The 14,707-nt window shown below is 55.1% G+C and carries 14 protein-coding genes; 5 read left to right on the top strand and 9 right to left on the bottom strand.

Annotated elements, in window-relative coordinates; translation table 11 throughout:
- Positions 1 to 75: 75 nt before the first annotated feature.
- Positions 76 to 2,136, top strand: coding sequence for an oligopeptidase B (gene ptrB, locus FOY96_RS08415; protein ID WP_143346832.1), 2,061 nt, complete (start codon positions 76 to 78; stop codon positions 2,134 to 2,136).
- On the opposite strand, the gene exoX is transcribed toward ptrB, so the two are convergent.
- The 3 genes from exoX to FOY96_RS08430 all read right to left on the bottom strand — a co-directional run bounded on the left by exoX (position 2,133) and on the right by FOY96_RS08430 (position 3,811).
- Positions 2,133 to 2,795, bottom strand: coding sequence for an exodeoxyribonuclease X (exoX, locus tag FOY96_RS08420; RefSeq protein ID WP_010432611.1), 663 nt, complete (start codon positions 2,793 to 2,795; stop codon positions 2,133 to 2,135). The two genes, ptrB and exoX, sit on opposite strands and share 4 nt — an antisense overlap.
- A gap of 24 nt (positions 2,796 to 2,819) precedes the next feature.
- Complete coding sequence (locus FOY96_RS08425; protein ID WP_048979922.1) at positions 2,820 to 3,470, bottom strand: carbon-nitrogen hydrolase family protein; 651 nt, start codon at positions 3,468 to 3,470, stop codon at positions 2,820 to 2,822.
- A 110-nt stretch (positions 3,471 to 3,580) separates the two neighbouring features.
- The gene (locus FOY96_RS08430; protein ID WP_008500465.1) at positions 3,581 to 3,811 is read right to left on the bottom strand and encodes a DNA polymerase III subunit theta; all 231 of its coding nucleotides are present in this window, start codon (positions 3,809 to 3,811) and stop codon (positions 3,581 to 3,583) included.
- Between the two features lie 136 nt (positions 3,812 to 3,947).
- Here FOY96_RS08430 and yobA point away from each other — a divergent pair, with 136 nt between their 5' ends.
- The 3 genes from yobA to FOY96_RS08445 are packed head-to-tail and all read left to right on the top strand — an operon-like array spanning position 3,948 to position 5,545.
- Positions 3,948 to 4,319: a CopC domain-containing protein YobA gene (gene yobA, locus FOY96_RS08435; RefSeq protein ID WP_143346833.1), complete on the top strand. Its 372-nt coding sequence runs from the start codon at positions 3,948 to 3,950 to the stop codon at positions 4,317 to 4,319.
- Position 4,320: 1 nt separating this feature from the next.
- The gene (copD, locus tag FOY96_RS08440) at positions 4,321 to 5,190 is read left to right on the top strand and encodes a copper homeostasis membrane protein CopD (RefSeq protein ID WP_143346834.1); all 870 of its coding nucleotides are present in this window, start codon (positions 4,321 to 4,323) and stop codon (positions 5,188 to 5,190) included.
- A gap of 16 nt (positions 5,191 to 5,206) precedes the next feature.
- Positions 5,207 to 5,545 carry a YebY family protein gene (locus FOY96_RS08445; RefSeq protein WP_033145840.1) on the top strand — a complete coding sequence of 113 codons (339 nt, stop codon included), beginning with the start codon at positions 5,207 to 5,209 and terminating at the stop codon, positions 5,543 to 5,545.
- Positions 5,546 to 5,984: 439 nt separating this feature from the next.
- On the opposite strand, the gene FOY96_RS08450 is transcribed toward FOY96_RS08445, so the two are convergent.
- Both FOY96_RS08450 and FOY96_RS08455 read right to left on the bottom strand, forming a co-directional pair.
- Positions 5,985 to 6,881, bottom strand: coding sequence for a glycosyltransferase family 17 protein (locus FOY96_RS08450; protein ID WP_143346835.1), 897 nt, complete (start codon positions 6,879 to 6,881; stop codon positions 5,985 to 5,987).
- Positions 6,882 to 7,054: 173 nt separating this feature from the next.
- Positions 7,055 to 7,996 (bottom strand): VirK/YbjX family protein, encoded by a 942-nt coding sequence (locus tag FOY96_RS08455; RefSeq protein ID WP_094935590.1) that lies wholly within the window; start codon positions 7,994 to 7,996, stop codon positions 7,055 to 7,057.
- 166 nt (positions 7,997 to 8,162) lie between these two features.
- Between FOY96_RS08455 and pphA the strand changes: the two genes are divergently transcribed.
- Positions 8,163 to 8,807 carry a protein-serine/threonine phosphatase gene (gene pphA / locus FOY96_RS08460; protein WP_033145837.1) on the top strand — a complete coding sequence of 215 codons (645 nt, stop codon included), beginning with the start codon at positions 8,163 to 8,165 and terminating at the stop codon, positions 8,805 to 8,807.
- 34 nt (positions 8,808 to 8,841) lie between these two features.
- On the opposite strand, the gene FOY96_RS08465 is transcribed toward pphA, so the two are convergent.
- From FOY96_RS08465 to yebS, 4 genes are all read right to left on the bottom strand, one after another.
- Positions 8,842 to 9,081, bottom strand: coding sequence for a YebV family protein (locus tag FOY96_RS08465; protein WP_008500472.1), 240 nt, complete (start codon positions 9,079 to 9,081; stop codon positions 8,842 to 8,844).
- 106 nt (positions 9,082 to 9,187) lie between these two features.
- Positions 9,188 to 10,630 carry a 16S rRNA (cytosine(1407)-C(5))-methyltransferase RsmF gene (gene rsmF, locus FOY96_RS08470; RefSeq protein ID WP_143346836.1) on the bottom strand — a complete coding sequence of 481 codons (1,443 nt, stop codon included), beginning with the start codon at positions 10,628 to 10,630 and terminating at the stop codon, positions 9,188 to 9,190.
- Positions 10,631 to 10,707: 77 nt separating this feature from the next.
- Positions 10,708 to 13,341: a PqiB family protein gene (locus FOY96_RS08475; protein ID WP_143346837.1), complete on the bottom strand. Its 2,634-nt coding sequence runs from the start codon at positions 13,339 to 13,341 to the stop codon at positions 10,708 to 10,710.
- Complete coding sequence (gene yebS / locus FOY96_RS08480; RefSeq protein ID WP_023312213.1) at positions 13,310 to 14,593, bottom strand: membrane integrity lipid transport subunit YebS; 1,284 nt, start codon at positions 14,591 to 14,593, stop codon at positions 13,310 to 13,312. Before yebS ends, FOY96_RS08475 begins: the two co-directional genes overlap by 32 nt.
- Positions 14,594 to 14,707: the final 114 nt, after the last annotated feature.

The following is a 14,707-nucleotide window of genomic DNA, read 5'->3' on the forward strand; positions in this document are numbered from 1 at the left end:
CGCGACGCTGTTTCGCTTGCATCATGCGTGGGTTTTGCCAACCTTATAGTGTGTAAAACTTAAAAGAATGATGACATGCCACCGAAAGCCCGACGTACTCCTTATGCGATCACCACGCATGGCGATACGCGTATAGACAACTATTACTGGCTGCGGGACGATTCTCGCTCCCGGCCAGAGGTACTCGACTACCTGCACGAGGAAAACGACTATGGCCGCAAGGTCATGTCCAGCCAGCAGACGCTTCAGGACCAGTTGCTGAATGAAATGGTGCAGCGTATTCCCCAGCGCGATATCTCCGCGCCCTGGACCAAAAATGGCTATCGCTATCGCCATATTTACGAGCCCGGCAATGAGTATCCCATCTACCAGCGTCAGTCGGTGTTAAGCGCCGAATGGGATGAGTGGGATATTCTGCTGGATGCCAACCAGCGCGCCGCCCACAGCGAGTTTTATACCCTGGGCGGCATGTCCATTTCCCCTGACAACGCGGTGATGGCGCTGGCGGAGGATTATCTCTCCCGCCGCCAGTACGGCCTGCGGTTTCGTAATCTGGAGACCGGCAACTGGTATCCGGAAATGCTGGAAAACGTCTCCCCGGATTTTGTCTGGGCAAATGATTCCGAGACGGTTTACTACGTCAAAAAACACGCGTCGACGCTGCTGCCTTACCAGGTGTGGCGACATACCGTGGGAACGGACTCCGCTGACGACGAGCTGGTTTATGAAGAGAAAGACGAAACCTTCTATGTCAGCCTGCATAAAACCTCCTCACGCCACTATGTGATTATCTTCCTTGCCAGCGCGACGACGTCGGAAGTTCTGCTGCTGGATGCCGAACTGCCGGATGCCCAGCCGCTCTGTTTCCTGCCGCGCCGCAAGGATCACGAGTACAGCCTGGACCACTTCCAGCACAGCTTTTATTTGCGCTCCAATCGCGAGGGCAAAAACTTTGGTCTCTATAAAACCAAAGTGCGCGATGAGCGCAAGTGGGAGGTGCTTATCCCCGCGCGGGATCAGGTGATGCTGGAAGGGTTCACCCTCTTTACCGACTGGCTGGTGGTCGAAGAGCGTCAGCGCGGGCTGACCAGTATCCGGCAAATCAACCGTAAAACCCGGGAAGTGGTGGGGATTGCGTTTGACGACCCGGCCTACGTGACGTGGATTGGTTTCAACCCTGAACCCGAATCGTCGCGGTTGCGCTACGGCTACTCTTCCATGACCACGCCGGACACCCTGTTTGAGCTGGATATGGACACCGGGCAGCGTCAGGTCATTAAACAGACCGAGGTAAAAGGGTTTGAGTCCGACAACTACCGCAGCGAGCACCTGTGGGTCACCGCCCGTGATGGCGTGGAGGTGCCTGTCTCTCTTGTTTACCATCGGGCTCATTTCCAGAAAGGCAAAAACCCGATCCTGGTGTACGGCTACGGCTCGTATGGCTCAAGCATGGACGCCGATTTCAGCAGCAGCCGGTTAAGCCTGCTCGATCGCGGTTTTGTTTTCGCCATCGCCCATATTCGCGGCGGCGGTGAGCTGGGCCAGCACTGGTATGAAGACGGGAAATTCCTGAAGAAGAAAAACACCTTCAATGACTACCTCGACGTCTGCGATGCGCTGATTGAGCAGGGCTACGGCGATCCGCAGCTCTGCTTTGGGATGGGGGGCAGCGCGGGCGGTATGCTGATGGGGGCAGCGATCAACCAGCGTCCCGACCGCTTTAAGGGGATTGTCGCGCAGGTTCCGTTTGTCGATGTGGTCACGACCATGCTCGATGAATCCATTCCCCTTACTACCGGGGAGTTTGAGGAGTGGGGGAATCCGCAGGATGAGCTGTACTACCGCTATATGAAAGAGTACAGCCCGTACGATAACGTGGAGGCGAAAGCCTACCCGCATATGCTGGTCACCACCGGTTTGCATGATTCTCAGGTGCAATACTGGGAGCCGGCAAAATGGGTGGCAAAACTGCGTGAGCTGAAAACCGATGACAATCTGCTGCTGCTGTGTACCGACATGGATTCCGGACACGGGGGGAAATCGGGGCGATTTAAATCGTACGAAGGGGTTGCTCTGGAATATGCCTTCTTGATAGGCCTGGCGCAGGACACGCTGCCAGGCCGTGCGGAGCGTTAAGCGTCGCCCAGATAATGTTTCAGCGTTAAGCGCAGCTCCGGGCTCATTCTGTCGAGGTTGTTATACAGCCAGCGCAAATAGCCCGGGTCTTTATCCGCCACCTCGGACACCGGCTTCCCGCGATATTTACCAAAGGTAAACGTGGTCAGCAGCGCGGGACGTCCTGTGATCGTCGCCATGTCATCCGGTGTCCAGCCAGAGATATTCATAATATCAATCAGCAGCGCGGCGGTGATATAGCAGTCATACAGGGCGCGGTGATGGTGAAGCCCCTCAGGGGTACGAACGCTCAGCTTGCGGGACTTGTACAGCGCCATGTTGCTGTATTTAATCCCAGGCCACAAACGACGCGCCAGCTTCATGGTGCAAATCCATTCCCCCGGCATTTCAGGCAACACCCGGCGGTCAAAGCTGGCGTTATGCGCGACGTACCACGGGCTACCGTAGTAGTGCGGAATAATCTCTTCGATCCACGGCTTATCCGCCACCATCGATTCGGTAATGCGATGGATAGCCATCGCCTGAGGGCTGATGGGGCGATCGGGACGCACCAGATGGCTCATGGGGTTGACGATTTTACCATCAACCACGTCGACAGAGGCCACTTCCACAATTCCGCCCTGAAGATCGCAAGTTTCGGTATCGATGACGCGCAGCATTGAAAACTCCTGAGCTTAAAACGCCTAGCCTAAAGGAATGATATCGCCTTGCCAACCCTCTCCGCCGAGCGTGCCGGTCACCAGAAGCTCGCCCTTATCCGCGCGCACGATCAGCTGGCCTTTTTCATCCCACAGCGCGCTGCCGCCGCAGGCGTTCGCCATCAGCACCGCAATGGCATATTTATGCGCGAAGCGCTGCAGGTTACTGATGGACTGCCGCCAGCGATTATCCCCCACCGACTGGCAGCTGGTAACAAGCGTTGCCCGGGGATCGAGATTGGGCGAATCGGGATGTGCATCAAGGATGGTAAGGTGTTTATCCCCCGGCACGAGGCTGGCACCGCGCCCTTGCGGATAGCGCAAAATGCGATGGCGAGCGGGCGATAACAGCACAAGGCCTTTCTGGCGCTGGCCATTCTGTTCCAGGGGGAGCCCGGCAATAACGGTAATCTGATGTAGATGTGCCGCGTTGAGCAGCGGCTCCAGCTGCGCGTCATCGGGCGGGGGAGGTAACGTCGGCGAGCCAGAGCCCGTTAATGAGAGTTCAGGGAAAACCAGCAGATCGCACCGCTGCCGTGCTGCTTCGGCGATGAAGCGCAGGTGGTGCTTAACATGGTCATCTACAGTCTGATGCAGCCCGCCATACTGGGCTGCCGCTATATTCCAATGTGACATCGTGACTTCCTTATACACTGAGTCGCAGAGATTTAAGAATACACCTAAAATAATCAGGGTTTTCTTATCCTGCCAGATTCCGCGTAAGGAAATGTAACGACTCGTTAAGCTTATTTAACTTTAGGCTCGTACGGTAAACGGGAGAGGTTGACCGAGGCGAGGCGGTGGGCGATGAGTCTTTCGCGAAACCAGTCGCGCAGATGGGCGGGCTGTTCCCGTTCCACGACTTCAGCCACGACGGGCATGTTGTAACGCTCTTTGAACGCGACGCCAGCGGCTGCGAGATCGACATTCACTTTATCCATCTCGTCCTGCGGAAGGGCGGCCAGATTGATCTTCATTACCTTCTCCTTTTTATGCGGCGGCAACGTTACCGCGATTGCACGACGATGACAAGCGGAGGCAGGATGATCCTCGACTCGTTTATTATACAGCGTTATTCTTTAGCATACAGACATAACAAAAAGGAATGATAGGATGGGTTTCTCCGCTTCCCGCGCGGTCTGCGCACTGGTTTTTGTGGCCTCGACAATGATGACGCCTTCCGTGCTGGCACATGCACATCTTAAACAGCAGATCCCGGCAGCAGACAGCGTGGTGACCGCACCGCAGGCACTTACGCTGAATTTTTCGGAAGGTATCGAACCTGGTTTTAGCGGTGTAGTGGTAACGGATGCGCAAAAGCAGGTCATCAAAACGGGACCCGCTACGCGCGACGAACAGAATAAGGCTCAGCTCACCGTGCCGCTGGAACAAACCCTGGCGTCAGGGACTTACCAGGTGGACTGGCATGTGGTCTCCGTGGACGGCCATAAAACCAAAGGCAGCTATCACTTTAGCGTGAAATAGCATGCTGGCGCTGTGTTATATCGGGCTACGCTTTATCCATTTCGGGGCGCTGATGCTGGTGTTTGGCAATGCGCTTTACAGCGTCTGGTTTGCGCCTTCCTCTCTCCACCGTCTGCTGTCCCGGCGTTTTCAGTCGCAGCAGAAAGTGGCGGCCTTAGTGAGCCTGGCGGCAGCAGTCCTGATGTTTGTGCTGCAGGGTGGATTGATGGGCAACGGCTGGGGAGATGTGTTTGCGCCACAGATCTGGTTCAGCGTGATGGGAACCCGGTTTGGCGGCGTCTGGCTGTGGCAAATAATTCTCGCTGCGCTGACGGTCAGTGCGGCATGGCTCGCGCCGCTGAAAGGTTCGCGTCTGCTGCTGCTCGCAATGGGCCAGCTTATCCTGCTGGCTGGGGTAGGGCATGCGGCGATGAACGACGGTCCGATGGGGGCGCTGCAGCGTCTTAATTATGCTTTTCACCTGATATGTGCCGCCACCTGGCTTAGCGGATTACTGCCCCTGCTGTTCTGCATGCGTCTGGCGAAAGGGCGCTGGCAGAATGCCGCCATCTTTACCATGATGCGCTTCTCGCGCGTGGGGCATTACGCCGTTGCGGGCGTGCTGCTCTCCGGGGTGATAAATGCGCTCATGATACTGGGCCTCGATATTCCCTGGCAGGCTGGCTACGTGCGGTTTTTGTTGTTCAAATGTGCGCTGGTGGCGTTGATGGTGGTAATTGCGCTGGCAAATCGGTATTTTCTGGTGCCACGGTTTCGTCCGGAGAGCGGGCGAGCACAACAGATTTTTATCAGGATGACACAGGCAGAAGTGGTGCTGGGAGCGCTGGTGCTGGCAACGGTCAGTCTGTTCGCCACCTGGGAACCCTTCTGACAAGGTTAAATATCATATGAAAAAGACAGTACTTTCTCTCTTATTGCTGGCCTGTACGGGGAGCGCCCTTGCCGCACCGCAGGTTATCACCGTGAGTCGTTTTGAAGTGGGTAAGGACAAATGGGCGTTCAATCGCGAAGAGGTGATGCTGACCTGCCGTCCAGGCCATGCGCTGTATGCGATCAACCCGAGTACGCTGGTGCAATACCCGCTGAATGATACCGCAGAGCAGCAGGTAGCCAGCGGCAAGAGCAGCGGCCAGCCGATTAGCATTATTCAGATCGATGACCCGGCGCATCCGGGACAAAAAATGAGTCTGGCGCCGTTTATCGAGCGCGCCGACAAGCTCTGCTAACGTTCGGGTTTCCAATAAAAAACCGCAGATGCTTGCGAAAGCACTGCGGTTTTTCACTTTTAATGATGCTCTGGCGCTTTTTTTCCGACCGCTTTTGCTGTGGACTGGAAAACCTGGCGTCGTCATCTATTCTTAAAAGGCAAGGCGACTTAGCCTGCATTAATGCCAACTTTTAGCGCACGGCTCTCTCCCAAGAGCCATTTCCCTGGACCGAATACAGGAATCGTATTCGGTCTCTTTTTATCTGTATGTTTTTCAAAGTGTTGTTCGGTGTTGACTCTAAATCACCCGAAACTTTCTCGAACATTCCATATCCTGTCTAAACCATAACATACTCAGGACCGCGTGCGTCCAGGGTTTTTTGGGATCTATGTTAAAATTTTGTGGCCGAGCGACCGCTGAGCAAACGCCCTCTGGCGAGCAAAAGGGCATTCCTAAGCTAAATAATGAACGCGCTGAATTTGTCTTTGTGGCGGACAATGTACTCCGGGAAGTTTTCAACCGTTAGCTCTTGCTTGATTAACGTCCTGTCCCGCCCCCAGATATCTTCCGCATTTTTAATGACCTTCATGATGTGTTCCGGGTTGTTAAACTCAGGAAGATCGTATTCAGTATGGGATATGGTCGACATTTTTTCTGAGATGCGCTCGGGTGTCATTACCCACGAGAAGTGCCAGCCACCATTGTCAATAATGCTGTTGTTAATCTTGAACCAGTTCCACTTTAGCCAGGACCAGTTTTTAACGCTTCGGGTGCGTTTAAGATTCCTGAATGATTCAGGTTCGCCGCCAAAGAAACTAACGAGATTTTTATATTGTGTGGCTCGCGGTAATTTACATTTTCTTGGCGTGTTGTCAGTATTAAAAACCTGCAGGTTGAACTGATAATTATAGAAATTCTGATAAATAGTGGTGCAGAGCTTTTTGGGATTTATCGATGCTACCACCTGTGGTGAAAATATCTCATCGACATCGGAAACTAAAATCAAATCATCATCGTTGGCATGCGTCAAACCCTGCATGATGGCATTCCTCTGCGCGGCTTCATTTGCCCACGCATCCACCACCATTCCCTCTGGCAGACCCGGAATCACCTCCCGAGCAGGGTGTGATTCTTCAGCGGCTTTCGTAATCGGCTCTTTATCATGAACAACGTAGATAATTTTATCTTTAAACTGGCTGTATTTATTAATGTCAAAATGCAGCGGCCTCTTTTTACCGGTAAAGGTATACGTTGACTCAACGATAACGAAGCGATCGACAACGCCCGCGAGCGTGTTTAGCCTGATTTCGAGAAGCATATCTTCATCGTAATATAAGAAGCAGTCATAGATCATTACCGAAGTCCCTCATTTTTGCGCCCACATTGCGCTCTTCCCAACGCATTCGCCGGTTTCATTTCGCGCAATGCTAACTGAGCGCCCTCGCCCTGTGCAATAGTGCGCTGCTTTATCATTCTTTTTTAAACGGAATGCATCCGCTATGCAGTGAGCGAAGACGCCAGCCAGGCTTAAAAGTGGGACTTAACGGATGCCTCTATTTCATCGAGCAGCTCAAAGCGACGGCGGTATTCGGCGCGTTTTTTACTGGCAATTTCTTCAAGGGATTTACGCTCCATCTGCAGCGGCAGTTGCCAGCAGAAGCTTGAAAGTTTTTTACCGTCCAGAGACGCCCAAAATTCATCGTAGCTGGCGTGGAAATGGCGGCCTTTGCTCAGGCGATATCGCAACGCGCGGAAAACGTGCCCTTCATCGCTGACGGCAAAAATCGCCCGGACAGATGACTGTGCAGCCAGCTGAAAAAGAACTTCCATTAACACGCGCTTAGGGAACAGGCCGTGACAGGCGCGGGTGGCCTGCTTAATGACATCTCGCGATACGCTGCGGCGGGGCCCCTGAAGCCCGCCGATGACCATGACTTGCTGGCCGTTACTGCGCGCGACGCTAAAGGTCAGGCTGGCCAGCAGCGTATCCTCGTTGTCGCGTAGCCACAGCGTGCTTTCGCCTTCGCGCTCGGCTTTCCCCGCAGAGGAGGCATTGACCGTATAGGTTACGCCGTCTTTGGCGTGGAACTGCACAACGGTTTGCTCCTGCGGGCTGCTCAGGGCCTGAGCGAGACCGCTCTCTTTCAGGCTATCAATCCAGTAGTAATGGTTGACGATAGCGTCGGCGCGATCGTTAGCCGTCAGGCCGCGCATCAGATACTGTCGGTGGGTCTTGCTGGGCAACGTAATTTGAGAGGCCAGCAGCCTGTCGAAATCGTCGCGACCCGAAAGGGCTTCCAGCATGCGATGGGTAGAAGACCAGAACAGAAGCGAGCGTAAAAGGAACTTCAGGCGATATTCGCGTTTACGCCAGATTGGGCCCGGCACGCGTTTGCCGTTCACCAGCTCGGAAATAATGTTTGTGCGATGCGGATAGAAAACATCGTTATGCAGGTGCGTATTAGACACGTGAAGACCCCTCTTTTTTTATACCCTTATTCTAAAGAGCCAATAAAAAGGGATTAATAGCGCGAGGATCTTTATTTCTGTTTGGTTTACCGTTTGTTTCACTTCGTGACGACCGCGCCGGTCTGTCGCCTTTTCTGCGGCGGCTATACTGTTTTAAGGAGGTTCTATGTATCAGCGAATTGAAGGTGGGATGTGGCGTCACGTCTGGGTTGTCAGCGATATACACGGTTGTTACCAGTGGCTTATGGATGAGCTTAAACGCCGTCATTTTAACCCATATGAGGATTTACTTATTTCAGTCGGGGATGTGATCGATCGTGGCCCTGATAGCGTTAAATGCCTGCAGTTAATTCATGAAAAATGGTTTCGTGCCGTGCGGGGAAACCATGAGCAAATGGCTCTCGACAGTCTGGATAATAACGATTTTTCACTCTGGACAATGAATGGCGGAATATGGTTTTCGCATCTTGAACGCGACCAGCAACAGCTTGCCCTGTCGTTGCTCGACGCCTGTCGCGATTTACCGCATATCATCGAGATAACCTGTGCGAACGGTCTGAATGTGATTGCCCATGCTGATTATCCTGCCGCGGAATACCGGTGGCAAAAACCGGTCAGTGCCCAGCGCGTCTTATGGAACCGCGACAGGCTGATGGGATTTATGGTGGGCAAAGGAGAGGGCATCAGCGGCGCGGATCATTTCTGGTTTGGGCATACGCCTCTCGACAGAAGGTATGATTTTAATAATCTTCACTACATTGATACGGGGGCTGTTTTCGACGGTTACTTTACGCTGGCGCAGCTGCAGTAATAAATAACCCGCCTTCGGGCGGGTTCTCTTTAGGTCAGGCAAGACGCATGACCCAGGCATCGGTTTTACTATCGTAATGCTCACGGTAAAGGACAGAATGTTCGCCATCAAGTATTGCCGGGACGCTGGTGTCTGCATCCCATGCATCGAGCTGCATGCACAAATCCGGGTCGGATTTGCAGGGAATACTTAACGTTCGATCGCCTTGTGCTTCGCCGCGCAGCTCTGCGTCGTCGATCTCAAAAGCGCCAATACGCACGCTGGTTTTCGTCATAGTGCTCTCCGGGTCGGTTGTCAAAATCTGGTATGACCAGTGCGATCACCCATTTTTGATCGTAGACAAGGAGAGCAAAATCGCCAGTAAAAAAATGCGCTTTTTTTCAGGCTGTGCGATCGTTACCGGTAAACAGACGGCCGTCCCGAACCAGCTCGCGCGGATAGCTGTTTTTCAGCCTTGAACCGACCTTTTTTGCCAGCCCCAGCGGATATCCCTGATACGTCACTATCACTTCATCGCCTGATGGCGTGCTGTCCGGATAGACATCGCGACCACGGTACCACTCTTCGGCTTCCTGATGCGTCAGGGCAAAGGTATTCTCGCCTCCGGCAAGGGCGATAACGGCCTCATGCTGCCAGCGATACCCTTTATTATGCACTTCCGCCAGGCGGATACCGATTCGGGAAAAACGGACCTTTCCGATAAGCGGCTCGATCTGTGCCGGGAACAGCCATATCTCTTTATCACGCATCCAGGGGTGCAGGCTCTCATCCCAGACCAGCCCAACCTTTTTGGCGGCGGCTTCAAGCTGTGCTGCATCGCGACCTTTAAGAGGGGAAAACGGGAAGTTGCCGACCTTGAATTTAGGTGCGGGCAGGGGAGCAACCGCCTGCGTTTTACGCAAACGAGCCACAAAAAAACCTTCGCAGTCGTAAATCTGCGGGAACACGTGAAGGAAACCCTCCGGCGTGACCGCCTCCTGTGCCGAGGCGAACAGGCCGTTAAGCGGCAGGAACTCAACTGCCTCCGGGTAGTTCGCTTTCAGCCACAGGCAGACGTCTTCGTTTTCATCGCGGTTTAAGGTGCACGTGGAATAGACCAGCGTGCCGCCAGGGCGCAACGCGTGAAATGCGCTGTCGATCAGCTCGCGCTGCGTGGCGGCGATCTCAAGGTTGCTCTCAACTGACCAGTTTTTTAACGCGTCGGGATCTTTACGCACCACTCCTTCGCCGGAGCAGGGCGCGTCCAGCAGAATGGCATCGAAGGCTTCCGGTAAAGCGGCGCCAAACACGCGTCCGTCGAAGTGCGTCAGGGCAACATTATGAATACCGCAGCGGCTGATGTTGGCATGCAGCACCTTCACGCGGCTGGCGGAAAACTCGTTGGCGAGGATCGCCCCGTGGTTACTCATTCGGGCGGCAATTTGCGTGGTTTTTGAGCCAGGAGCGGCGGCAACATCCATCACGCGTTCAGGCGCATTACCATCGGCGAACAGGGCGGCCACCGGCAGCATCGAGCTGGCTTCCTGAATATAGAACAGGCCGCTCAGATGTTCAGCGGTACTGCCCAGCGGCAGCGAGGCTTCGTCATCGCGTTCGATCCAGAACCCCTCGGCGCACCACGGGACCGGCGTAAGCTGCCAGCCGTACGGCGAGACCAGCGCCAGAAAATCCTCGACGCTGATTTTCAGCGTGTTGACGCGAATACTTCGGCGTAACGGACGCTGGCAGGCGGCGATAAAATCATCTAACGACAGGTGAGAAGGAAGCGCCTCGCGCATCTGCGCCAGGAATTGTTCAGGAAGAAATACGGAGTTTTGAGCCACGGGCACACCACAGGGAAAAGTTCAGGCGCGCAGTGTAACATAAAGGCTCCGGTGCGTTGACACCGGAGCCTTTCAGATTAACGCGGCAGGGCGGTTCCCCATTCGCGCCATTCTTTCGGTTCGCTTTCGAGCAGCAGGAAGTGTTTACCCGGCTGCGCTTTCGGCGCCAGCGGCGTGCCCGGCGGCGTGGCAAACGCGATACCGCCGCGAATGAACTGGTTGAAGGTGCCGGTTTTCACCACGCCTCCCGTCAGGCCAAAGTCCAGCGAATAGCCGGATGCCAGCCAGAATACCGAGTTATTACGGACCAGGTGCTGGTAGCGTTCGCTGATGCGTAACGCCACCATCACGCGGTCGGAGAGCGTACCGAGCGTCAGGCCCGTGACCGTACCCACTTCAATGCCGCGGAACAGAACCGGGGTGCCGATGCTCAGCGAGCCGGCTTCCGGCACTTCCACCACGATGCTCAGGCCGCCAAGATAGCGCGAGTCGGTGATCGTGGCTTCCTGAAGCTCGAAATCACGACGTGCATTGCCCTGGCCCGGCTCAACGTTGATGTACGGCTGCAGGATGGTGTCGAGATGCTCAACGCCTGCGGCCGAGATCTGCGGCGTCACCACCGAGAAGCGCGAACCCGTGCGGGCGAAGGTCTGCACATATTCCGGGTACAGCACGGCGGTGGCCTGCACCTCGTTGCGCGAGGTAATCAGCGTCAGCTTCTGGATCTGTCCAATATCAATGCCCAGATAGCGGATTGGCATGCCTTCCGCCAGCTTACCGGCATCAAACGCGTGCAGGGTAATCTGTCCACCCACGGCACGCGCGGCGGTTTCGGACGGGAAGAGAATACGCTTATCGCCTTTGCGCAGATTCGCGCCCGCGCCGCTAAGATTATCGAAGCTAATTGCCCCGCGCAGCGCGCGTGAGAGCGGGGAGGCCTGCACGGTCAGCCCGTTACCGTTAAGCTGAACTTTCGCGCCGCCTTCGGCCCAGAAGACGCTGTTTGGCGTCAGCAGCTTGCGGTACTCCGGCTTGATATGCAGTTCGATATCAAACGCGTCCGCACGCGGGCGAACGGCGATCACTTCCCCAACTTCAAACTTGCGATACAGCACCACGGAACCTGCCTGTACGTCCGGCAGCGTCTCGGCGCTTAATGTCAGCGTGGTGGTAGGGAGATCGCTCAGGCTGTTTTCAACCGCTTTCTCCAGGTTGGCATACAGCGGATAGCTGTCGCGAACGGGGCCTTTATCACCGGGCAGAATGCGGATGCCGCCGTTAACCCATTCGCTGGCGCTGGCGCCGAGGAATTCCACGCCGTCCAGTCCCACCTTCACATCGACGCGACTGTTCACCACGAATTTGCTGTCGCCGTGCACCAGGTCGCTGTACTGCGGATCGATGGCGACCGAGAAGGTCACGCCATTCGCGGAGAGCTTACGCTCCAGCACCTGGCCGACCTGCACGCCGTGTAAAATTAACGGCTGGCCGGCTTCGATTCCGTAACTTTCTGACGCATTCAGCGTGACGGTCACTACGCCCGGCTTTTGCAGCAGGGATTTATCCGCCGGGGCAATCACGAAGCTATTGCTGGGCTCACCTTCACCGGGGATGAGTTCAAACGTATTGCCGGTCAACAGCGTGCTGAGGCTGGCATCGTTCAGGGAGAGCTTTGGACTGCGCATTTCGATACGCGTTTTCTCGCGCAGGAGGTCGACCACGCTCGGATCGACAGTCATTTCTCCAGTGACCGAGCCGCCCGGGTTGAGCGTCATTTTGGTGAGCTGACCAACCTGCAATCCCTGATACATCAGCGGCGTTGAACCCGCTTTTAGCCCCTTAGCATCGGGCAGAGCGAGTTTGACGATCACGCCGCGCTGGCTGTGCGCCAGGTCTGCGTACAATCCAAATGAGTCATCCGCGGTGGCAGGGCTTGAGTTTTCCGGGGAGTCAAAGGCAATGGCACCATTTACCAGCGCGGCCAGACTCTCCAGCTTCACTTTCGCACCGCTCAGGCTGACGTCCGCATCCACGCCGGAGACGTTCCAGAAGCGGCTGCCTTTTTTCACCAGATTGGTGAAGCGACGCTCGATCAGCACGTCGATGGTGACGCCCTGTTTATTCGGGTTGATCGCGTAATCGTACACGCGGCCAACCGGGATTTTGCGGAAATAGACCAGCGAACCGCTGTTCAGAGAACCGAGATCCGGCGCCTGCAGATGGATCATTAAATCGCCGTTGTTGAGGCGGTACTTGGGCTGTGTATCCAGGGCAACAAAGTGATCCTGCGGCTCTCCTTTACCCGGCATCATGCCGATATAGTTACCGCCCACGAGCGCATCCAGCCCTGACACGCCGGCCAGAGACGCTTTTGGCGTGACCAGCCAGAACTGCGTTTCGCTGCGCAGGGCATCCTGCATGTCAGATTTAATACTGACCCGCACCTGAATCTTGTTCAGCCCTTTTCCAAGGGAGATGTCCTGAACCGTACCCACTTCAACCCCCTGGAAGCGAACGGGCGTTCGCCCGGCGACGATGCCGTCGGCGGTCTGGAAATCAATGGTGACGGTACTCCCGCGATCTTCATAGCTCGTCCAGATCAGCCAGCCTGCAATCATCAGGGCGATGACGGGCAGCAACCAGAATGGCGAAATGCGGCGTTTTGTTTTAATTCTCGCTTCAGTCGGCGAAGCGGGGGTTTCCTGACTCATGTGCATCCCAAAGTAAGCGGCTATCCAGCCATTCCACAGCAAGAATAGTCAATATCACCGCAGAGCCGAAATAAAAAGCCGCGGGTCCCATTGTAAAAGCAAGTAGCTGGTCGCGATTGATGAGCGACATCATCAGCGAAATCACGAACAGATCTAACATTGACCAGCGGCCAATCCAGGTGACGAACCGCAGCAGCAGAATGCGGGTCCGTAAGCCTTGTTCACATTTAAAGTGAATGCTGATGAGCAGGGTAAACATCACCACCACTTTGGTAAAGGGAACCAGGATACTGGCAATAAAAACGATCGCCGCCACCCCGACGTTGCTGTGCGCAAGGGAGATAATCCCGGAGAGGATAGTATCCTCCTGACGCCCGCCATTCACGTAAATGATGGAAATCGGCAGCATATTGGCTGGGATCAGAAACACCAGGGAGGCGATCAGCGCGGCCCAGCATTTTTGCAGGCTGTTGTTGCGCCGCAGTCTCAACGGAATGTGACACCGCGGGCAGCGCCCACGCGCGTCGGGCAAGCCGGTATAGTGGCATCCCAGACAGACGCGCAGATTTTCATCAGGACGCGTGGCGGGGCGCTGAGGATAAAATCGCTCCCAGAGCTGTTCAACGTTCAGGTGGATCAGCGTCAGGATGCTCAGCAATACCAGGCTGATGAAAGCAAAGAGTCCGATGCCGGGCTGCAAAAAGGCGTAGTCCTGTACCTTTATTGACGCAACGCCCACGCCCACCAGATAAATATCCAGCATCACCCACTCTTTGAGCTTATCCAGCATCAGCAGCACCGGGCGAAGGTTCATGCCGAGAATATTGCCAAACCACAGATAGGCAATGGCGGCGACCAGCACCAGCGGCGCACCAACGGTGCAGAACAGCACCATGGCAGCGGTGATGGGATCCCCCTGACGGGTCATCTGCCAGATACCCTGCAGCACGTTGGCGTCAATGCGCACGCCAAGCAGGTAGAGTTTCAGCAGCGGTTCGCTCCAGGCGAAGGGCATTAGCAGCAGCATGGTGACGGCCATGGCGGCGAGGCGGGTGAGCGACCAGTCGCGGCCGTCGCGAATTTTGGCGTCGCAGCGGGGACAAAAGGCACTTTGGTGCGATTTCATCTTCGGCAACATAAAAAGCGTATCGCACTGGGGGCAACGCTGATAATGTGCACGTGGCAAAGCTTCGCTCACCGTATGGACAGTTATCTTTCTTGTCGGCGTAATTTTGGTTGTTTTTAAGGCCATCAGCTGCGCACAAATAAGTATTGTTGAAAGTTATAATAACTCATGAACGGATTCATCTTGAGCATGAGCGCATTTAATGCTTATTTTAATAGGCTATGCGGTAAATTTGTAAGA

It is taken from the genome of Enterobacter asburiae (assembly GCF_007035645.1).
Classification (GTDB): domain Bacteria; phylum Pseudomonadota; class Gammaproteobacteria; order Enterobacterales; family Enterobacteriaceae; genus Enterobacter; species Enterobacter asburiae_B.

Excerpts from the sequence above, each read along its gene's own strand:
- ptrB (WP_143346832.1), top strand. The coding sequence starts at position 76 with ATGCCACCGAAAGCCCGACGTACTCCTTATGCGATCACCACGCATGGC.
- exoX (WP_010432611.1), bottom strand. The coding sequence starts at position 2,795 with ATGCTGCGCGTCATCGATACCGAAACTTGCGATCTTCAGGGCGGAATT.
- FOY96_RS08425 (WP_048979922.1), bottom strand. The coding sequence starts at position 3,470 with ATGTCACATTGGAATATAGCGGCAGCCCAGTATGGCGGGCTGCATCAG.
- FOY96_RS08430 (WP_008500465.1), bottom strand. The coding sequence starts at position 3,811 with ATGAAGATCAATCTGGCCGCCCTTCCGCAGGACGAGATGGATAAAGTG.
- yobA (WP_143346833.1), top strand. The coding sequence starts at position 3,948 with ATGGGTTTCTCCGCTTCCCGCGCGGTCTGCGCACTGGTTTTTGTGGCC.
- copD (WP_143346834.1), top strand. The coding sequence starts at position 4,321 with ATGCTGGCGCTGTGTTATATCGGGCTACGCTTTATCCATTTCGGGGCG.
- FOY96_RS08445 (WP_033145840.1), top strand. The coding sequence starts at position 5,207 with ATGAAAAAGACAGTACTTTCTCTCTTATTGCTGGCCTGTACGGGGAGC.
- FOY96_RS08450 (WP_143346835.1), bottom strand. The coding sequence starts at position 6,881 with ATGATCTATGACTGCTTCTTATATTACGATGAAGATATGCTTCTCGAA.
- pphA (WP_033145837.1), top strand. The coding sequence starts at position 8,163 with ATGTATCAGCGAATTGAAGGTGGGATGTGGCGTCACGTCTGGGTTGTC.
- FOY96_RS08465 (WP_008500472.1), bottom strand. The coding sequence starts at position 9,081 with ATGACGAAAACCAGCGTGCGTATTGGCGCTTTTGAGATCGACGACGCA.
- FOY96_RS08475 (WP_143346837.1), bottom strand. The coding sequence starts at position 13,341 with ATGAGTCAGGAAACCCCCGCTTCGCCGACTGAAGCGAGAATTAAAACA.
- yebS (WP_023312213.1), bottom strand. The coding sequence starts at position 14,593 with ATGGCCTTAAAAACAACCAAAATTACGCCGACAAGAAAGATAACTGTC.